At 73.0% G+C, this 18967-nt stretch carries 17 protein-coding genes; 13 read left to right on the top strand and 4 right to left on the bottom strand.

Features of this window, described 5'->3' with window-relative positions; translation table 11 throughout:
- Nucleotides 1-269: 269 nt before the first annotated feature.
- From FAF44_RS21340 to FAF44_RS21320, 5 genes are read left to right on the top strand one after another with little or no spacing between them, the layout of a single operon-like run.
- On the top strand, nt 270-1892 hold the full coding sequence (locus tag FAF44_RS21340) for an ABC transporter substrate-binding protein (protein WP_237104983.1): 1623 nt from the start codon (nt 270-272) through the stop codon (nt 1890-1892).
- A gap of 37 nt (nt 1893-1929) precedes the next feature.
- A complete protein-coding gene (locus tag FAF44_RS21335; RefSeq protein ID WP_237104982.1) occupies nt 1930-2889 on the top strand; it encodes an ABC transporter permease in 960 nt (319 codons plus the stop codon).
- Nucleotides 2886-3785, top strand: coding sequence for an ABC transporter permease (locus tag FAF44_RS55860; protein WP_237104981.1), 900 nt, complete (start codon nt 2886-2888; stop codon nt 3783-3785). Before FAF44_RS21335 ends, FAF44_RS55860 begins: the two co-directional genes overlap by 4 nt.
- Complete coding sequence (locus FAF44_RS21325; RefSeq protein ID WP_237104980.1) at nt 3782-4792, top strand: ABC transporter ATP-binding protein; 1011 nt, start codon at nt 3782-3784, stop codon at nt 4790-4792. The genes FAF44_RS55860 and FAF44_RS21325 overlap by 4 nt, the downstream gene beginning before the upstream one ends.
- A complete protein-coding gene (locus FAF44_RS21320) occupies nt 4785-5789 on the top strand; it encodes an ABC transporter ATP-binding protein (RefSeq protein ID WP_237104979.1) in 1005 nt (334 codons plus the stop codon). Before FAF44_RS21325 ends, FAF44_RS21320 begins: the two co-directional genes overlap by 8 nt.
- Nucleotides 5790-5817: 28 nt before the next feature.
- Here FAF44_RS21320 and FAF44_RS21315 read toward each other — a convergent pair whose 3' ends face one another.
- Both FAF44_RS21315 and FAF44_RS21310 read right to left on the bottom strand, forming a co-directional pair.
- On the bottom strand, nt 5818-6558 hold the full coding sequence (locus tag FAF44_RS21315) for a VOC family protein (protein ID WP_237104978.1): 741 nt from the start codon (nt 6556-6558) through the stop codon (nt 5818-5820).
- A 96-nt stretch (nt 6559-6654) separates the two neighbouring features.
- Nucleotides 6655-7050: a RidA family protein gene (locus tag FAF44_RS21310; protein ID WP_237105005.1), complete on the bottom strand. Its 396-nt coding sequence runs from the start codon at nt 7048-7050 to the stop codon at nt 6655-6657.
- Nucleotides 7051-7187: 137 nt separating this feature from the next.
- Between FAF44_RS21310 and FAF44_RS21305 the strand changes: the two genes are divergently transcribed.
- The gene (locus tag FAF44_RS21305) at nt 7188-8162 is read left to right on the top strand and encodes a YafY family protein (protein WP_237104977.1); all 975 of its coding nucleotides are present in this window, start codon (nt 7188-7190) and stop codon (nt 8160-8162) included.
- On the opposite strand, the gene FAF44_RS21300 is transcribed toward FAF44_RS21305, so the two are convergent.
- Entirely contained in the window at nt 8144-9073 is a 930-nt protein-coding gene (locus FAF44_RS21300; RefSeq protein ID WP_237104976.1) for an AraC family transcriptional regulator, read from the bottom strand. The two genes, FAF44_RS21305 and FAF44_RS21300, sit on opposite strands and share 19 nt — an antisense overlap.
- A gap of 93 nt (nt 9074-9166) precedes the next feature.
- On the opposite strand from FAF44_RS21300, the gene FAF44_RS21295 reads away from it, so the two are divergent.
- The 5 genes from FAF44_RS21295 (at nt 9167) to FAF44_RS54825 (ending at nt 15089) form a co-directional block, all read left to right on the top strand.
- Nucleotides 9167-9949 (top strand): phytanoyl-CoA dioxygenase family protein, encoded by a 783-nt coding sequence (locus tag FAF44_RS21295; protein WP_237104975.1) that lies wholly within the window; start codon nt 9167-9169, stop codon nt 9947-9949.
- A 118-nt stretch (nt 9950-10067) separates the two neighbouring features.
- Entirely contained in the window at nt 10068-11069 is a 1002-nt protein-coding gene (locus FAF44_RS21290; RefSeq protein WP_237104974.1) for a hypothetical protein, read from the top strand.
- Nucleotides 11070-11184: 115 nt separating this feature from the next.
- Entirely contained in the window at nt 11185-12189 is a 1005-nt protein-coding gene (locus FAF44_RS21285; protein WP_237104973.1) for a hypothetical protein, read from the top strand.
- Between the two features lie 122 nt (nt 12190-12311).
- Entirely contained in the window at nt 12312-13196 is an 885-nt protein-coding gene (locus FAF44_RS21280; protein WP_237104972.1) for a hypothetical protein, read from the top strand.
- A 42-nt stretch (nt 13197-13238) separates the two neighbouring features.
- Nucleotides 13239-15089 carry a histidine kinase gene (locus FAF44_RS54825; RefSeq protein ID WP_308193352.1) on the top strand — a complete coding sequence of 617 codons (1851 nt, stop codon included), beginning with the start codon at nt 13239-13241 and terminating at the stop codon, nt 15087-15089.
- Nucleotides 15090-15155: 66 nt separating this feature from the next.
- Here the strand turns inward: FAF44_RS54825 and FAF44_RS21270 are convergent, their stop codons facing one another.
- The gene (locus FAF44_RS21270; RefSeq protein ID WP_237104971.1) at nt 15156-15764 is read right to left on the bottom strand and encodes a DNA-binding response regulator; all 609 of its coding nucleotides are present in this window, start codon (nt 15762-15764) and stop codon (nt 15156-15158) included.
- 99 nt (nt 15765-15863) lie between these two features.
- Here FAF44_RS21270 and FAF44_RS21265 point away from each other — a divergent pair, with 99 nt between their 5' ends.
- Nucleotides 15864-16595 carry an ABC transporter ATP-binding protein gene (locus FAF44_RS21265; protein ID WP_237104970.1) on the top strand — a complete coding sequence of 244 codons (732 nt, stop codon included), beginning with the start codon at nt 15864-15866 and terminating at the stop codon, nt 16593-16595.
- Nucleotides 16595-18925, top strand: coding sequence for an ABC transporter permease (locus tag FAF44_RS21260; protein WP_237104969.1), 2331 nt, complete (start codon nt 16595-16597; stop codon nt 18923-18925). Before FAF44_RS21265 ends, FAF44_RS21260 begins: the two co-directional genes overlap by 1 nt.
- Nucleotides 18926-18967: the final 42 nt, after the last annotated feature.

Raw genomic sequence — 18967 nt, 5'->3', positions numbered from 1 at the left:
CCGGCAGCCTAGACCAGTCTCGGCTGGCACGTGGTGAAAAATGGCGTTAAATCGTCACGCGCCGGGAATTTCGGCGTGCCAGATTCAGGGGACAGGCGGGTTCGGCCATTTCGCGTTCCCGTGCATTCCCAATTTCGCCGGAAAAGTTCATGGAAATTCATTCCATAACAATGCTGATCCTGACATCGTGCCGCTCCTGATCGGGCGAGAACAAAGAACGCCGGGGTTTTCTTGACATTTGAATGACCCGGCGCGCGAGAATTCTCGACATGGAATCAATTCCGTGCCGCCGGCGGCGTCTCGTGGTCGCCGTGAGCGGCATCCTCGCCGCCGCCGCGCTCGCCGCCTGCGGCTCCGGCGCCACGCGGGTGGCGGGCGGCGCGGACGCGGGCGTGCTCGACATGTACCTGTACCAGAAGCCGAAGACCTTCAGCCCGCTCGCGCCGGGCAACGGGCCCGACCAACTGGTCATGTCGTTCATCTTCGACTCCCTGTACGGCGCCGACGCCGCGCACACGCTGCGCCCGCGCCTGGCCGCCGCGCCGCCACGGGTGTCCGCGGACGCCAGGACCATCATCTTCACCCTGCGTCCCGGCCTGAAGTGGAGCGACGGGCAGCCCCTCACCGCCCAGGACGTGGTGTTCACCTACAACGCGCTGGCCGACCCGGCGACCGGCAGCGCGCAGACCGGCAGGTTCACCGCCGTCACCGGCGCGAAGGAGCTGACGGACGGCAGGGCCGCCACACTGGACGGCGTCACCGCGCCGGACGGCAGAACCGTGCGGATCACCACGTCCCGCCCCGCCGCGGGGCTGCCGGGGCTCATCGGCGCCCTCCCGATCCTGCCCCGGCACGTGCTCGGCGGGCAGCCGGCGAAGGGGCTCGGCGACCACGCGTTCTTCACCGCGCCGACCGTCGGCTCGGGCGCGTTCACCTTCGTCCGGTACGAGACCGACCAGTACGTCGAGCTGGCCGCCAACCCCCACCACCGGCGGCCCGTCTCGATCAGGAAGGTGTTCCTCAAACCGGTCACCTCCGACGTGGCCACCGCGCAGCTCGGCACCGGTGAGATGGACCTGGCCCAGATCTCGGCGACCGACCTGCCGGCCGTCCGCCGGTTGACGGACGTCAAGGTCGTCACGGCCAGGAGCCCCGGGTTCACCCGGATCGCGGTCAACCAGAGCCAGGAACGGTTCAAGGACGTGCGGGTCCGGCGGGCGCTGCTGATGGCGATCGACCGCCGGGGCCTGGTGGACCAGGTGCTCGGCGGGGCCGGAACCGTCGTGGACTCCAGCTTCTCCGGCGACCTGGCCCCGGCGGACGCGGGCTACGCCTACGACCCGGTCGAGGCCAAGGGCCTGCTCGCCGCAGCGGGCTGGGACCCCGCCGCGCGGGTCACGCTGGCGTGGGTGCCCGGCCAGCGCGACCGCGACACCGCCGCGACCGTGATCCAGAGCCAGCTCCAGGCCGTCGGCGTGGCCGTCGAGCTCAAGCAGGTGCAGGTGGCCGAGCTGCTGGCCTCCTACGCGGAGCGGACCTTCGACCTGGCGCTGTTCGGCGGCGGCAACTACGCGACCGAACCGTCCACGGTGGCCGCCATCGACGCCTGCGACCAGGGCTACCCGGCGGGCGGCAACGTCGGCCACTTCTGCAGCGAGGACCTGGACGAGCTGCTGGCCAGGGCCGAGACGGTCGGCGACCCGGACGCGCGCCGGGAGCTGTTCCGGCAGGCGGCCCGGGTGGAGCACGCCGAGGTGCCGCACCTGTGGCTGTACAACCCGGACACGATCTGGGCCCACCGGAGCGGGCTGACGGGCTTCGAGCCGTCCGGCATGCCGACGAACGAGATCGGGTTCTGGGATCTCGCGACGTGGAAACTCGGCGAGAGCTGAGCCGGACCACCGGGAGCGGGGGCGGGAGGAGTGCGGCATGGCGGCCTACGTCATCCGGCGCGTGCTGGTGAACGCGCCGGTGTTCCTGATGATCAGCATCGGGATCTTCGTGCTGGTGCGGCTCGCCCCCGGCGACCCGGTGCGCATGATGGTCGACCCCGAGCAGATGCGCGGCGGGGGAGCGGAGTTCATCGAGGCCAAACGCGGTGAGCTGGGCCTGGACCGGCCGGTCGCCGTGCAGTACGGCCACTGGCTGGCGGGCGCATTGCGCGGCGACCTCGGATACTCCTACGTCGGGCACCAACCCGTCGCGGAGGTGCTCGGCGAGCGGGTCGGGCCGACGCTGCAGCTCATGGGGGCCGCGCTGGCGGTCGCCCTGGTGGTGGCCGTGGTCCTCGGCGTGGCCGCCGCGGTGCGGCGCAACACCGCGCTCGACTACGGCGCGACCGTGCTCGGGCTGGCCGCGGTGTCGGTGCCGCCGTTCTTCCTGGGCGTCATCGCCATCTACGTGTTCTCCCTGAGACTCGGCCTGCTGCCGTCCGCGGGCATGCTGACGCCGGGCGACGGCGGGGCCCTCGACCGGCTCCGCCACCTGGTGCTGCCGGGGCTGATCCTGGCGTTCGTCACGGCCGGCCCGTTCACCCGGTACGTGCGCGGCGGCCTGGTGGACGAACTCGGCGCCGACTACGTGCGGACCGCCGAGGCCAAGGGCGCGTCCCCCGCCCGGGTGGTGCTGCGCCACGCGCTGCGCAACTCGCTGATCCCGCTGATCACGGTGGTGCTGTGCCAGATCCCGCAACTGCTGGCCGGCGCGGTGGTGATCGAGCAGGTCTTCGCCTGGCCCGGCATGGGACAGCTCGCGGTCAGCTCGATCGGCCAGCACGACCACCCGGTGATCGTCGGGTTCGCGCTGTACGTGGCGGTGCTGGTGCTCGGGTGCAACCTGGTCGCGGACGTCCTGTACGCCGTCGCCGACCCGAGGGTGAGCCTGCGGTGACCGTCACCGCGGGGCCGGCGGACGGGGAGCGGGCCCGGTCTCTCTCGCCGGGCGTGCGCGCGCTGCGCCGGTTCGGCCGCAACCGGCTCGCCGTCGCCGGGGCGGTGCTGCTCGCCGCGGTGCTGCTGGTGACGCTGCTGGCGCCGCTGATCGCGGCCCACCCGCCGAACGCCGTCGATCTCGGCGCGGCCCGCCGGGAACCGTCCGCGGCGCACTGGTTCGGCACCGACGCCTCCGGCCGGGACGTCTTCGCCCGCACCCTGCACGCGGGGCGGGTCTCGCTGCTGGTCGGGCTGAGCGCCGCGCTCGCCACCGTCACGGCCGGCACCCTGCTCGGGGCCGTCTCGGGGCTGTTCGGCGGCTGGCCCGACCACGTGATCATGCGGGCCGCCGACGTCGTGATGTCGTTCCCGACCGTGGTGGTGATCCTGGTGCTCGCCGGGATCGTCGGCCCCAGCACCACCGTGCTGATCGCCGCGATCGGCCTGACGCAGTGGCCGGTCGCCGCCCGGGTGGTGCGCGGCGTGACACTGTCGCTGCGTGAGCGCGAGTACGTCCAGGCCGCGCGGGCGGCCGGGGCCGGCTCCTGGTGGCTGATCCGCCGGCACGTCGTCCCCGCCGCGCTGCCGCCGGTCACCGTGACCGGGACGCTGGCCGTCGCCCAGGCGATCATGCTGGAGACCACCGCGTCCTTCCTCGGACTGGGGGTGCGCCCGCCGCAGGCGAGCTGGGGGAACATGCTGAACGACGCCCAGAACCTGACGCTGGTCCAGACGATGCCGTGGTTGTGGCTCCCGCCCGGCGTCGCGATCGTGGTGACGGTGCTCGCCGTCAACTTCGCCGGGGACGGGCTGCGTGACGCCGTCAACCCGGCACGGCAGGCGGGCGGCCGATGACAGCGCCCGACAGCCGGGACCCGCTGCTGGAGATCGCGGACCTCGTCGTCGAGTTCGCCACCGACGGCGGCCTCGTCCGGGCCGTGGACGGAGCCGGGTACACCGTCGCGCCGGGCGAGACGCTCGGCGTCGTCGGCGAGTCGGGATCGGGCAAGAGCGTCACCGCGATGGCGGCGCTCGGCCTGATCAGGCCGCCCGGCCGGATCACCTCGGGCCGGATCGTGTTCGACGGCGCCGACCTGCGCACGGCCTCCCCGCGCGAGCTGCGGCGGCTGCGCGGCGGCCGGATCGCCATGATCTTCCAGGACCCGATGACGTCGTTCAACCCGGTCCTGTCGATCGGCGCGCAGGTGGCTGAGGCGCTGCGGCTGCACCGGCCCGGCCTGTCGCGGGCCGGCGCCCGCGAGCGCGCCGCCGAACTCCTGACCCTGGTCGGGGTGCCGGACGCCAGGCGGCGGCTGCGGCAGTACCCGCACGAGTTCTCCGGCGGGATGCGGCAGCGCGCGCTGATCGCGATGGCCATCGCCAACGACCCCGACCTGCTCATCGCCGACGAGCCGACCACGGCGCTGGACGTCACCGTCCAGGCCCAGGTGCTCGACCTGATCCGGCTCACTCGGCGGGAGACCGGCGCGGCGACCGTGCTGATCACCCATGACCTGGGCGTGGTGGCCGAACTGGCCGACCGGGTGGTGGTGATGTACGCGGGCCGGGTGGTCGAGCACGGGCCCGTCGCCGAGATCTTCGGCGCGCCACGCCACCCGTACACCCGGGGGCTGCTGGCGAGCCTGCCCCGGCTGGACGACGACGCCGGCGCGCTGACACCGATCCCCGGCACGCCGCCCGCGCCGGGGGAGGCGGTGGCGGGCTGCCCGTTCGCCCCGCGCTGCGCGCTGGCGCGGGAACGGTGCCGGACCGAGCGGCCCGGACTCGCCGCGTCCGGGCCGCGCCGGGCCAGCGCCTGCCACTTCCACCCCGAGCTCGTCCAGGAGGGGACCGATGACTGAGCCCGCGGAGGTCCTGCGCGTCACCGGGCTGGCCAAGCACTATCCGGTACGGTCCGGGCCGCTGCGCCGCCGCACTGGCAGCGTCCACGCGGTGGACGGCGTGGACTTCACGCTGCGCGCGGGCCGGACGCTCGGCCTGGTCGGCGAGTCGGGCTGCGGCAAGTCCACGACCGGCCGGATGGCGGTCCGGCTGCTCGAACCCACCGCCGGGACGATCGTCGTGGCCGGCCGGGACGTGACCCACGCCCGCGGCGCGGAGTTGCGGGCCCTGCGCCGCGACGTGCAACTGGTGTTCCAGGACCCGTACGCGTCGCTGTCACCGCGGATGACCGTGCACGACATCATCGCCGAGCCGCTGCGCGTGCAGGGCCGCTACGGCGACGGCGGGCCGGCGCGGGTGGCCGAGCTGCTCGACCTGGTCCGGCTGGCCCCCTCCCACGCGGGCCGGTACGCGCACGAGTTCTCCGGCGGGCAGCGGCAGCGCATCGGCATCGCCAGGGCGCTGGCCCTCGGCCCGAAGGCGCTCGTCCTGGACGAGCCGGTCAGCGCCCTGGACGTGTCGATCCAGGCGCAGGTCGTCAACACGCTGGGCGAACTGCAGCGCGATCTCGGCGTGGCGTACCTGTTCATCTCGCACGACCTGTCGGTGGTCCGGCACGTCTCCCACGAGATCGCCGTGATGTACCTCGGGACGATCGTGGAGAGCGGCACCCGGGCGGAGATCTTCCGCCGGCCCGCGCATCCGTACACCCAGGCGCTGCTGTCGGCCGTCCCCCGTCCGGAGCCCGGCGCGCCCGGCCGGCGCGCGCGGATCACGCTGAGCGGGGACGTGCCGAGCCCGATCGACCCTCCTTCGGGCTGCCGGTTCCGCAGCCGCTGCTGGAAGGCCCGGGACGTCTGCGCGGCGCGGACGCCGTTCCTCGTGCCGCGCGACGGGGTCGGTCACCCGGTCGCCTGCCACTTCGCGGAGGTCACCGACGTCCTGGCCGGAGCCTGACCCCGGGACGGCGCGGTGGGCCCCGGAGTCAGCCCCGGCCGAGGACGCAGAACTCGTTGCCCTCCGGGTCGGCCAGCACGATCCACGACACGTCGCCCTGGCCGACGTCGGCGGGCTTGGCGCCGATGCTCTCCAGCCGGGCCGCCTCCGCCGCCTGATCGTCGACGGGGTTCGGCAGCACGTCGATGTGGACGCGCTTCCACATGGTCTTCCCGCCGGGCGTCGTGCGGAGGAACTCGAGATACGGCCCGACGCCCTCGGCGGCGCGCAGCCTGGCGTGGTCGTCGCTCACCTCGTGCACGGTCCAGCCCACCGCCTCGCCCCAGAACGCGGCCATGGCCCGCGGGTCCGCGCAGTCGACCACGAGCGCGGCGATCGGCCCGGTGTCCCGGTAGATCTCCCGGGGTTCGAGCACGCAGAACACGTTGCCCTCCGGGTCGGCCAGCACCGTCCAGGGGACGTCGCCCTGACCCACGTCGGCGGGCGTCGCGCCGAGCTCCGTCAGGCGCGCGACCAGCTCCGCCTGGTGGGCCGCGGAGGTGGTGGCGAGGTCGAGGTGCACGCGGTACCTCACCGTCGCGGGGTCGGGGACGGCGACGAAGTCGATGCAGACGGCGGTGGGGTCCGGCCAGGAGAAGCCCACGGGTTCGATGTTGGTCACGCCGGGACCCTCGCTGGAAAGCCCCCAGCCGAGCGCCTCCGCCCAGAACCGGCCGAGCGCCGAGTCGTCGCGGGCCTTGAAGTTCACCTGAACCAGTCGGAGCGCCATGGCGCTCACTCTATGCCCAGGTGATCAGCCGGGATGAATCCGTTCTGTCCGCGCGCCGCCGCCCCCGGCGGCCCTGCCGGGGGCGGCGAGGTCACGTCACGCCACGGCGGTCCCCTCAAGCTCGACCATCAGGTCGGGGATCGCCAGCCGCGTCACCCCGAGCATCGTGGTGGACGGCGCCACCCCGGCCGCGCCCAGCCTCGACGCCAGCACGCCGTAGTGCTCGAAGAGCCGGTCGACGTCGGTGGTGTAGACGTTGAGCCGGACGAGGTCCGCCAGGGACATGCCGGCCTCGCCGAGCACGGCCTCCAGGTTGTCGAGGCTCAGCGCCAGTTGCGCCGCCATGTCGCCGGCGTGCCGAGGCTTGCCGTCGCCGTCCATCGCGGTCTGCCCCGAGCAGTACAGGGTCCGGGTGTGCCCGGAGACGACCTCACCCTGGTGGTATCCCAGCGCCGCCGACCACGCCCACGGGTTGACCGCCGTTCGCTCCATCGCCACATCAGCTCCATTCGATTCGTCGACATCAGGTACGTCCATCGGCTCGGAAGCCGTCATCTCGCTGGCCGTGTCGACAAGCCTCCCGGCAAATCGCGACATCCTGTGTCGTGTATGGCCGGTAACCTTTCCGGGTGCGTGCCGACCGGCTGGTCTCCCTGGTGTTGCTGCTGCGGCAGCACGGCCGGCTGTCCGCGGTCGCGCTGGCCCGCGAGCTGGAGGTGTCCACCCGCACCGTGCTGCGCGACATCGAGGCGCTGTCCGCGGCCGGCGTCCCCGTCTACGCCGAACGCGGCCGCTACGGCGGTTTCGCGTTGCTGCCCGGGTTCCGTACCGAGCTCACCGGGCTGAACCACGACGAGGCCCTCGCCCTGCTGATCGCCGGATCGCGGCGCGGCGCGCAGTCCTTCGGTCTCGGCTCGGCGCTCGCCTCGGCGATGCTCAAGGTGGTCGACGCGCTGCCGGAGAGCTATCGGGACACCGCGGCCGGCGCGGCCGAGCGACTGCTCATCGACCCGGAGACCGACCTTCTCTCCCGCCGGCAGGTCGGCGAGGAACTACCCGACACCGTGGTGGCCGAGGTCCGGCGCGCGGTGCTCACCGGGCACAGACTGCGCATCCACTACGCGGCGGTGGACCAGAGCCCGACGTGGCGCACGGTGGACCCGATCGGCCTGGTGACCGTGCGCGACCAGGGCTACCTGCTGGCCACGCGGTCCGGCGCGGACCGTACGTACCGGCTGTCCCGGATCCTGGCCGCCGAGGAACTCGCCGAACCCGCGCAGCGGCCGGACCGGGTCGACCTGGACCGGGCCTGGCGGGAGCGCAGCGCCCGGTTCCGGGCCGGCGGCGACCAGGTCACCGTGCTCGTACGCGTGCACCCGGCGCGGCGGGAGGAGCTGGTGGGCACCGCGCTGGCCGTCCTCGCCGAGGAAGCCGGCCCGGACGGCTGGCTGCGGCTGGAGGTGACCTTCCAGGACCCGAGACACGCCCGATGGGCGCTGTGGCAGCTCGGCCTGAGCGCGGAGGCCCTGGCCCCGCCGTGGTTGCGCACCTCCCTGCGCGAGGGCGCCATTGCGATCGCGGCCCGTTACGAAGCGTCGTCCTGAGGCCCGTCGCCCGTACGATCCGGGGCCGGCGGGCGGCGGGGACGATCACCGACGGCTGACCGGCTGCGCCGCCGGTACTCGGTGGGGGTCAGCCCGACCAGCGTCCGGAACCGGCGGGCGAAGTACGTCGGGTCGTCCCAGCCGACGGCGGCGCCGACCCGGGCGGCCGGCAGGGACGAGTGCGCCAGCAGCGTCGCGGCGCGCTCGGCCCGCAGCCGGGCCAGGAAACCGAGCGGCGTCAGCCCGACATACCGGACGAACAGCCGGCCGAGGTAGGCGGGATCCAGGCTGACCGCCCGCGCGAGATCATCCAGCCGCCACGGATGGGCGGGCGCCTCCTCGAACCGGGCGACGGTGGCGGCGACCGCGGGATGGACGGCGGGCTCGACCGTCTCCCGCACGGGGTCACGGCCGTCGGCCAGGACGCCGAGCACGGTGACCAGCCGGCCCAGCACCCGGCCCGGCCGGCTCCGACCGGCCCCGAGGTCCCGTTCGAGCCGGCCGATCTCCGCGACGGCCTCCTCGGCGGCGGCCGGATCGACGGCCGTGACCGCCACGCCGTGCGTGCCGGAGGCCACCGGGTCGGTCCACAACATCCGGCGCAACATCGGCAGGTCGTACAGCGGCGCCAACTCGGCCCGCAGCGCCTGGGCGGACAGGCAGCAGTTGGCGACGGTCAGGCCGGCGCAGTCGCGGAACCCGTGCCAGGCGCCGGGACGCAGCACGACGACCTGCCCGCGCCGCAACGGGCGTTCGCCCTGGCTGGTCACGTGCCGGCCGGCACCCGTGCCGATCACGGCGATCTCGAGGAAGTCGTGCGCGTGCGGCTCGACGCCGGAGTCCAGGCGGTGGACGCCTGCCAGGACCGGGCTCCCGGCGAACAGCGCGTGCTCGTGCAGCGTGGCAGGCATGTCGGGATCGTACGACCACCCGCCGGGATCGGCCTAGCCCTGAACCGTCCGCCACGACGACCCTGGCAGGAGCGACAACCTCGGAGGTCAGTGATGACGAACGAACAGCCCGTCAGCGACGTCGGCGCGGCCGGCCGGGTGCCGGAGGAACTGGTGGCGGCCTATCGCGAGCACGGTTTCGTCCGAGTCCGCGGCGTCCTCGAACCCGACCGGGTCGAGCGCTTCCTGGCCGGCGCGGCGGCGTACCTGGCGGCGCATCGCGCGGAGAGCCTGGAGCGGCAGGGCGTCTTCAGCCAGCTCGTCAACGTCTGGCAGCGTGACCGGACGCTGCGGGAGCTCACGTTCGACCGGCGGCTCGGCCGCATCGCCGAACAGCTCGCCGGGTTCCCGCTGCGGCTCTGGCACGACCAGATGCTGGTCAAGGAGCCGCACAACAACGCCGCCACGGAGTTCCACCAGGACCGTCCGTACTGGCCGCACGCGGGTGACCGGCTGCCGCTGTCGGCGTGGATCGCGCTGGTGGACGTCCCGCCGGAGCGGGGTTGCATGACCTTCCTGCCCGGCACCCAGGACCGCACCGGCCTGCGCCCGCAGGACCTCCACCACGAGGAGGACCTGTTCGAGACGGACCCGTCGCTGCGCTGGATGCCCCGCGTCACCGTGCCGCTCCGCGCCGGCGACTGCACCTTCCACAGCGGCTACACCGGCCACATGGCCCTGCCCAACCGCACCGGCCAGGCCCGGTTCGCGCACGTCGTCATCTACATGGACGAGGCCACCCGCTACAGCGGAACCGGACACGTCGTGACCGACCCCCTCGAACTCGCCACGGGCGACCGGCTCGACGGCGACACCTTCCCCCGCCCCTGGGTCTAGCCGGGCCGCCCGGTGGGCGTATACCGCCTCCATACCGCGCTGCTATACGTTCGGCTCCTCCTCAGGCCACTCCCGCGCGTCTGCAAGGGGTGGGCTGCCCGTCGTGAAAGGAGTGCGGATGCGCCTGCGTTCCGCCGCATGTGTGCTGCTCATGGTGGCAGGGCTGGTCGGGTCGGCGAGCCCGGTGACCGCCGCCGCCCTGCCAGGTGGCAAGGCGAACCACGTCGTCTCCTTCGGGTCGTTGCAGGAGCAGTCCGGCGGGAACTGGGTACGCCTGGGCACGTACACGTTCTCGGGCACCGGCAAGGTGCGCAGCGACACCTGGGCGTGGAGCCAGAGCAAACCCGTCGCCCGCGTCGGGACCGGAACCGTTCCGGGCGGCCGATGCTCCGGCACGAGCACCACCGTGCGGGCGTGCGAGATCAAGACGGCAGGCGGGTTCCTGTCGCCCGCGCCGGAGGTCAGAACCGGGTCCTTCTCCCTGTACTCCACCGGCGGGCGCCAGTACGTCAACATCGCGTGGGACCAGAGCACGTGGCGCAGCGAGGAATGGTGGGTCGACACCGCGCCCGACACCACGTACACGCGGCTGACGTTCAAGTACTCGCCCAAGTTCACGCACGGCTACGGGTACGGGAGCAACGCCGGGCTCGCGGTCCGGCGGCCGATGCAGACGGTACGCGCGCACCAGGCGCCGCTGACCATGACGTACCACCGGGCCGTCAAAGGCTCCGTCGACTACGTCGACAGGGCCTGGGACATGAGCCGCTACATCCAGTGCACGACGACCACCTGGTGCATGGCGTTCAAGACCCAGGCGACGGACAACTGCGCGTGTGCGGCGCCGTACGACAAGGATCGCAGCCTGCAGACCTTCGTCCAGCAGATCACCAACAAGGACCGCCGGGACACCCACTGGCACTGGTGCACCTGCCTGGCGAAGGGCAGCCAGTGCTACAAGGGCAACTCCCACGTCTACCCGCTGCTGCAGATCATCGACGACCAGGGCAGGTGGCGCGGCTGGGTCGGCGTCGAGGCGTCCTTCTACCCGTACACGGACGTGGCCGACCCCCGGCGCAATGACATGCTCTCGGTGTTCCGCGTCACCGAGTGGGCGTGAGGCACGCCGGAACCCATCGGCTATCGTGATCGACTTCATGAGTCGAACGATCGGCAGGGTGATGCGCGTGCGTGAGAGTACCCCCATCGGCGGAGCGTCCGCCATGAGTCGTCGTATGCTCCTTCGAACCGGTACGGGGATGGCGGCCGGCGCCGCCGGCCTGTTCGCGGCCGGGCCGGCGGCCGCGTCCGTCCCGCCGTCGCAGCGTTTCGTGTTCGAGGGGGCCGGCGGCGATCCCGTGGTGCGGGCCACCCTGCACCAGCCCTACTGGGCCATGCAGTCCTTCGCCTTCGACCACGTCCACGGGCACATCTACTTCGTGCAGACCAAGGTCGGCAGCACGACCGGCGACCTCTGGGTGACCAGGACCGACCTGACGGGCAAGGTGCTGGGGGCGATGGCGCTGCACGGGTTCGACCACGGGTCGTCGATGGCGATCCAGCCGAACACGTCCGGATCGCCGTACGTGTGGCTCGCGGGCGACTGGCGGAGTCTGTCCCCCGGCACGGCCCCGAACAGCCACACGATCTGCCGCATCAGGTACAGCGACGGGGGCGTGCTCGACTACGCCAAGGACGCGGGGGTCTGGAGGTTCCCGATCGGCCTGTCCGACTTCCGTGACTGTCCGAGGCCGTCGATCGACCCCTACACCAACCGGCTGCTCGTCCGGTACATGGGGACGACGAGCCCGTGGCGCCTCGCGCTGTTCGACCTGTCCGCCGTCATCGACAACGGCATCAGCGACACCACTCCCATCCTCGCCAAGCGCGCCCTGCCGACCAACGCCCAGCTCGGCCTCGCCGAATCCGACCACTTCCAGGGCGTGACCTCCTACGGCCAGTACGCCTACCTCTCCTACGGCGGCCCGCCCGCGCAGCCCACGGACCCGGCCAAGCCGTCCTACCTGGTCCGGCTCGACATGAACAAGGCCGGCGGCGCGGTCGAGCAGGTGTACCGGACGAGGGCGGGCGAGTCGCTGCCCGGTCGCGAACCTCAGGGGATGGCGATCTGGCGCTCGCCGGACGGCCCGCGGCTCGCGTTCGGCTTCTCCAGCAAGGTCAGCGGCAGCCCGGTCCAGTTCCGGGCGACCGTCTTCTACAAGAGCGATCTCACGGGGTAAGCCGGGTACGGATCAGGATCCGTCCGATTCGTGATGAGATCACGCCGAGCCGATGATCACCTCACTGGTTCGCGAAAGGCCAGGCCAGCAAGGTTGTCTCCAGTCGATCTGAAGGAGACATCATGGTTGCCCCGCGACAGAGGACATGGCACGGCCCGCTCACCGGATGTGCGCTGGCCATGGCGGTGCTCGTGGTGGTGAGCGGGATCGGCCTGGTGGCCGACGAACGGACCGTGCTGGGCGAAGGAGTGTGGCTCAAGCCGCTCAAGTTCGCGGCCTCCTTCGGCCTGTACGCGATCACGCTCTCCTGGATGATCGGCCAGGTGCGGCGGTGGCGGCGGACGTTGTGGTGGCTGGGCACGGTCGCGGTGATCGGGTTCGTCCTGCCGGAGATCTCGGCCATCACCTTCCAGGCGGTGCGGGGCGTACGCAGCCATTTCAACGTCGGCACCGCGCTGGACGAGTCCGTGTTCATGCTGATGGGCGGGGCCGCCTACGTGGGCTGGGCGCTGACGCTCGCGCTGGGGATCTTCCTGACCGTGCAGCGGCGCGTGGACCGGGCGATGGCCTGGGCGATCCCGCTGGGGGTGGCCATCTCGCTGGCGGGGATGTCGGTCGGCTACCTGATGACCGCGCCGACCGTCGAGCAGGCGCACGCGCTGGCCGGTGGCCTCGAACTGGCCACGATCGGCGCGCACACGGTCGGCGCGGCCGACGGAGGGGCCGGGATGCCGCTGACGGGCTGGTCGACCGGCGCGGGCGACCTGCGGGTGGCGCACTTCGTCGGGCTGCACGCGCTGCAGGTGCTGCCGCTGGTCGCGCTCTGGGTCCGCCGCGTTCCGCAGGTGATCGTGGCGGCGCTCGGGTACGCCGGTCTCACCGGGCTGCTGCTCTGGCAGGCGCAGCGCGGCCAGGCGCTGGTCCATCCCGACGGCACGACCCTGCTCGTCGCCGGTGGGCTGGTGGCGGCGGTGGCGGTTGCCGTGGTGGCCCTGCGGCGATCGTAGGCTTCATGGGTGCAAATATGGGCAAAGGGGATTTTCCTTCTGGTGCTGGTCGCGTTCGCCGGCGTCTATGCGATTGCCGGGTCGCCCCTGGCCCTCGTGGTACTCGGCTTGCAGGTGCTGTTCGCGCGACGCCGCTCCTGGTGGCTGATCGCGCTGCAGGCCGCCGCGGCCTACGGCTCGGTGTTCGCGTTCGGCTCCTCGGTCGGCATCCTCGGCTTCGTCGCCGGGTCGCTGCTGCTGACCCGGCTGTGGCCGCTGGCGCCGGCGGTCGCGGGCAGCGCGGTGCTGCTGGGGCCGGCCGACCCGGTGATCAGCATGGTCCTGGTCACCCTGGTCATCTACGGCCTGGCCACGATGGTGGACCGGATCGAGGAGGTGACCGCGGCCCGGCTGTCGCTGGCGATGACCGCGGCGGCCGAGGAGCGGCTGCGCATCGCCGCCGAACTCAGCAAGAGCCTGGGCAGCGCGCTCGACACGATCGCGACCAGCGCCCGCGCCGGCACGCCTGACGTGGAGACGGCCCGGCGGTCGCTGAGCGCGGCCAGGGCCGCGGCGACCGGCTACCGCGCGATGTCACTTGGCCCCGAACTCACCACCGCCAAGGCCATGCTGGTCGCCGCCGGGGTCGCCACCGAGGTGCGGATGCGGCACGCGGAGCCGCTCGGCCCGGCCGGCGCGCTGCTGGCCGCCGTACTGCGCGAGGCCGTGACGGAGATCGTCCGGCGGCGCGCCGCCACCCGCTGCGTGATCGAGACCGTCACGGACGACGACACCGTACGGCTGAGCATCTCCCACGACGGCAGCCGCAGCGCCGCCGACGAGTCCCTGGCCGACCTCCCTGAGCAGGTGGCGGCGGCCGGCGGCACGCTCACCACCGGCATCGACGCCTCCGCGCATGTCGTCGTCGAGGTCACGCTGCCCGCCACCAGGCTGCCGGCCGCGCCCGCCCCCTCCACCAGGCTGTCCACGGCGCTGCTGGCGGCGGTCCTGATCGGGTTCTCGGTCAAGGGGCTGCTGCTGGCCGGGTCGTGGTGGCCGGCGCCCCTGCTGCTCGTCATCGTCGTCATCCACCTGCGCTCGATCGAGGGCCGCCGGATGCCCGCGCTGGCGGTCCTGGCCGTGCTGGCGCTCGCCCCCATCCCCGTGTTCGGGGAAGCCTGGCTCGGGACGACCGGATTCCTCGCCGGGCCGATCCTGCTCGCCCTGCGGCTCAGGGTGGCGGTGCCGCTGGTGGCCGCGCTCATGGCGGTGGTGGCGGTCGCCGGCGTGCTGATCGGCCTGCCGTACCCGCTGGCGGTGAACTACACGGTGAGCACGCTCGTGACCGGGCTGGTCGTCTACGGCCTGGTCACGCTCGCGCGGCTGGACCGGGAACTGAGCGCGGCCAGGGACGGGCTGGCCCGCTCGGTGGTGGTCGTGGAGCGGCTGCGCGCCGCGCGTGACCTGCACGACCTGCTCGGGCACACGCTGGCGGCCATCCTGCTCAAGAGTGAGCTGGCCCGGCGGCTCGAACCGGACCTCGCGCGGGCGGAACTGGACGACGTGCTGGCCATGACCGAACAGGCCATGACCGACCTGCGGACCGTCTCCGGCGAGCGCGGGACGCTGTCGCTGGCGGGCGAGGCGGACTCGGCGCGCTCGGTGCTGACGGCGGCGGGCATCGACGCCTCGGTGGAACTCGGCCACGGCACGCTCGGCGCCGAGGTGGAGACCGCGCTCGGCGTCGTGCTGCGTGAGGCGGTCACCAACGTGCTGCGGCACAGCTCCGCACGCCACTGCACGATCAGCACGTCCGAGCGGGACGGCGAGGTACGGCTGACCGTGCGCAACGACGGCGCGCAGGACAAACCGGTCCGCCCGCCTGATCCGGCCCGCCTGATCCGGCCCGCCTGATCCGGCCCGCCTGATCCGGCCCGCCTGATCCGGCCCGCCTGATCCGGCCCGCCTGATCCGGCGCGCCTAGATCCAGCCCGCCTCGGTGGCGATGCGGGCGGCGTCGGTGCGGTTGCGCGCGTTGAGCTTGGCGACGATCGTGGTGAGATAGTTGCGGACGGTGCCCGCGCTCAGGAAGAGCCGGCCGGCGATCTCGGTCGCCTCCGCGCCGCCGGCGGCCAGGCGCAGGATGTCGGCCTCGCGCGGGGTGAGCGGGTTCTCGGCCAGGTTCCACGCGGTGACCGCGAGCGAGGGGTCGAGGACGCGTTCACCCTGGACGACCTTCCTGATCGCGGCGGTGACCTCCTCCGGCGGCGCCGTCTTCAGCACGAACCCGTCCACCTGGGCGGTCAGCGCCCGGCGCAGGTGGCCCGGCTTGCCGTACCCGGTGAGCATGAGCGTGCGGCAACCCGGCACCCTGGCGCGGATCTCGGCGGCGGCGTCGAGGCCGTCGAGCGTGCCCGGCATGTCGATGTCGAGCACGGCGACGTCCGGCCGGTGCGCCGGGGCGGCGGCCACGGCCTCGTCCCCGGACTGGACCGCCACGACGACCTCCAGATCGGGTTCGAGGTTCAGCAGCGCCACCAGCGCGCCCCGGATGACGTGCTGGTCTTCGGCCAGGAGGATGCGGATCACCGGATATGTCTACCAGTTTGTCCGAATCATGATGACGTCATGCGCAGCTCATGATCGGCTCTCTGGCCCCGGAACCCGCCACTGACCAGGCTTGACGCCATGACGGAAGTAGTGCGGATGGACGCCGTGAGCAAGGTGTACGGCAAGGGCAGCGGCGCGGTGGCAGCCCTGCGCGAGGTGTCGGTGGGCATCCCCCAGGGGACGTTCGCCGCGGTGATGGGGCCCTCGGGCTCGGGCAAGAGTACGTTCCTGCACTGCGCGGCCGGGCTCGACGTGCCGACGTCCGGTTCGGTGCGGCTGGGCGGCACCGAGCTGTCGGGCATGGACGAGACCGCGCTGACCGTGCTGCGCAGGCGGCAGGTCGGCTTCGTGTTCCAGGCGTTCAACCTGGTCTCCTCGCTGACCGTGCTGGAGAACATCACGCTGCCGCTCCGCCTGGCCGGCGCGCGGGCGGACCAGGCGTGGCTGGCCGAGATCGTGCGCCGGGTGGGTCTGGAGGGGCGTACCGGCCACCGTCCGGCCCAGTTGTCCGGCGGCCAGCAGCAGCGGGTGGCGCTCGCCCGCGCGCTGGTGACCCGGCCGCAGGTGGTGTTCGGCGACGAGCCCACCGGCGCGCTCGACACGATGACCGCCCGCGACGTGCTCACGCTGCTGCGCGAGATCGTCTCCGGGCTCGGCCAGACCGTGGTCATGGTCACCCACGACCCGGTCGCCGCCTCCTACGCCGACACCGTCCTCTACCTGGCCGACGGCCGCATCGTGGACTCCATGGCCGCGCCGACCGCCGACCGGATCGCCGAGCGGATGACCCGGCTGGGAGCGTGGAAGTGATGTTCTCCTTCGCGTGGAAGACCCTCCGGCACCGCCGCGCCGCCTTCGCGGGCTCGTTCGTGGCCCTGCTGTGCGCCGCCGCGCTGGTCACGGCCTGCGGGATGCTCCTGGAGACGGGCCTGCGCGGCACCGTCGCCCCCGAGCGCTACGCCGGGACCCCGGTGATCGTCGCCGGTGACCAGTTCGTCCGGCAGACCAAGGAGAAGGGCAAGGTCAAGGCCAAGGAACTGGCGGAACACCGCTGGATCCCCGCCGCCCTCGCCGCCGAGCTCGAACGGCGGCCCGGCGTCACCGGCGTCGTCACCGAGGTCACCTTCCCCTTCGCCGGCTTCACCGCGCACGGCTGGGAGTCGGCCGCGCTGACCCCGTTCACGCTGGCCCGGGGCCGCGCGCCGCGCGCCGACGGCGAGGTGGTCGTCGACGCCGCGAACGCCGATGCGAAGATCCCCGGCCACCGCGTCGTCGGCGTCACCGCCCAGGCCCTGCCCAGCCAGCGCACGATCTTCTTCAGCCCCGGCGAGGCCCGGCGGCTGGCGGGCCATCCCGGGATGGTGTCGGCGATCGGCGTCTTCCCCGCGGTGGACGTCCGGGTCGAGGGAGCCGTGACGTACACCGGTGACGAGCGCGGCGCGGTCGAGTTCCACGACGCGGAGAGCGCCAGGATCAAGCTGATCAGCCTCGGCGGCGCGCTGGCGGGCACGTCCCTGCTGGTGGCGATCCTCGTCGTGGTGGGCACGTTCGCGCTCTCCATCCAGCAGCGCCAGCGCGAGCTGGCCATGCTGCGCGCTGTCGCCGCCACCCCCAGGCAGATCAGGAAGCTCATCGGCGGCGAGGCGCTCCTGGTCAGCGCACTGGCAGGGGTGATCGGTTCCGGAGCGGGCATCCTGCTGGGTTTCTGGCTGCGGTCCAGGTTCGTCGCCCTGGGCGCCATGCCCCCGAACCTCGGGCTGGTCGTCAGCCCGTTCCCCGCGCTGGCGGCGGTGCTCGCCACGCTGGCGGCGGCCTGGGCCGCGGCGCGGCTGTCGGCTCGGCGTACCGCGCGGATCCGGCCCGTCGAGGCGCTGGGTGAGGCCGCGCTGCCCGGCACACGGCTGCCGTGGGCGCGCCTGGCCGCCGGTGCGCTCGCCGCGGCGGGCGGCGTGGCGCTGACGATCGTGCTGTCCGGCCTGACCACCGAGGCCGCCGCGAGCCCCGTCACCATGTTCACGGCCCTGCTCTGGACGACGTCCGTGGCCCTGCTCGGCCCGCTCCTCGCACGGGCGGTGACGGCGCTGCCGGTGCGGCTGCCCGGAGCCGCCGGTTACCTGGCACGCCGGAACCTGCGCGCCGACGTCGGCCGGATGGCGTCGGTGATCACACCGCTCACCCTGCTGACGGCACTCACGTGCACGATCCTGTTCTCCCAGACCACGACCGGCCACGCCGCCCAGCGTGAGCTGGACGCCGGGATCACCGCCGACCACGTGCTCGCGCCCGGCGCGTCCGCCGCCGCCGCGCGCCGGGTGCCCGGCGTGACGGCCACCGCCGAGATCCTGCGCACCTCGGTGCGCATCGACCTGACCAAGTACGGCGCGCAGGCCGTCACCGCGCTGGACGGCCTCGCCGACCTGGGCGTGGTGTCCGGGACGCTGAAGGGCTTCGGCGACGACTCGGCCGCGGTCAGCAGCACCGCGGCCGACCGGCTCGGCGTCGCCGTCGGCGACCGGATCGACCTGGTACTCGGCGACGGCACCCCCGCCACCGTGACTGTGGCGGCCCTCTATGAGCGCGGCCTCGGCTTCGGCGACCTGACGCTTTCCCACGCTCTGGTCGCCGGCCACGTCGACGACCCGCGGCCCACCGTGCTCGTGGCCGGCGGCGAGCGCGCCGCGCTGGAGCGGGCCCTGCCCGGTGTGGCCGTGCTCGACCGCGCCCAGGTCGCCGCCGCGGGCACCGGTGGTGCGGAGGTCAACTACGTCGCGATGGGGCTGATCATCGCCTTCTGCGCCATCGCCGTGGTCAACACCCTGGCCATGTCGATCGCGGCCCGCTCCCGGGAGCTGGCCCTGCTCCGCCTGGTCGGCACCACGCGCCGCCAGCTCCTGCGGATGCTCCGCGTCGAGACGCTCACCTCCGCCGCGGTGGCCGTGGCTCTCGGCACGCTGATCTCGCTGGCCGTCCTGACCGCCTTCAGCAACGGCATGACCCGGACCCCGCTTCCCTTCGTCCCGCCGCTCACCTACGTGGCGATCGTCGCGGTCACGATCGTTCTGGCGCTGGCCGCGACGGCCATCCCGGCCCGTCTCACCCTCCGCCCCCACCCGACCGAGGCTCTTGGCGCCCGTGAGTGACGCCGCCTTCCGGCCAGTGAGGTCCGTCCTCGGCCTGCTGCC

The organism is Nonomuraea sp. MG754425 (genome assembly GCF_021699195.1).
GTDB lineage: Bacteria > Actinomycetota > Actinomycetes > Streptosporangiales > Streptosporangiaceae > Nonomuraea.
Note: the sequence above shows the minus strand (reverse complement) of the source record. Positions and strands in the feature narration are given on the sequence as shown.

Coding starts and splice junctions, on each gene's coding strand:
- FAF44_RS21265 (WP_237104970.1), top strand. CDS start 15,864: ATGACGGAAGTAGTGCGGATGGACGCCGTGAGCAAGGTGTACGGCAAG.
- FAF44_RS21340 (WP_237104983.1), top strand. CDS start 270: ATGGAATCAATTCCGTGCCGCCGGCGGCGTCTCGTGGTCGCCGTGAGC.
- FAF44_RS21320 (WP_237104979.1), top strand. CDS start 4,785: ATGACTGAGCCCGCGGAGGTCCTGCGCGTCACCGGGCTGGCCAAGCAC.
- FAF44_RS21300 (WP_237104976.1), bottom strand. CDS start 9,073: ATGCCTGCCACGCTGCACGAGCACGCGCTGTTCGCCGGGAGCCCGGTC.
- FAF44_RS21260 (WP_237104969.1), top strand. CDS start 16,595: ATGTTCTCCTTCGCGTGGAAGACCCTCCGGCACCGCCGCGCCGCCTTC.
- FAF44_RS21290 (WP_237104974.1), top strand. CDS start 10,068: ATGCGCCTGCGTTCCGCCGCATGTGTGCTGCTCATGGTGGCAGGGCTG.
- FAF44_RS21325 (WP_237104980.1), top strand. CDS start 3,782: ATGACAGCGCCCGACAGCCGGGACCCGCTGCTGGAGATCGCGGACCTC.
- FAF44_RS21285 (WP_237104973.1), top strand. CDS start 11,185: ATGCTCCTTCGAACCGGTACGGGGATGGCGGCCGGCGCCGCCGGCCTG.
- FAF44_RS21310 (WP_237105005.1), bottom strand. CDS start 7,050: ATGGAGCGAACGGCGGTCAACCCGTGGGCGTGGTCGGCGGCGCTGGGA.
- FAF44_RS21335 (WP_237104982.1), top strand. CDS start 1,930: ATGGCGGCCTACGTCATCCGGCGCGTGCTGGTGAACGCGCCGGTGTTC.
- FAF44_RS21280 (WP_237104972.1), top strand. CDS start 12,312: ATGGTTGCCCCGCGACAGAGGACATGGCACGGCCCGCTCACCGGATGT.
- FAF44_RS21315 (WP_237104978.1), bottom strand. CDS start 6,558: ATGGCGCTCCGACTGGTTCAGGTGAACTTCAAGGCCCGCGACGACTCG.
- FAF44_RS21295 (WP_237104975.1), top strand. CDS start 9,167: ATGACGAACGAACAGCCCGTCAGCGACGTCGGCGCGGCCGGCCGGGTG.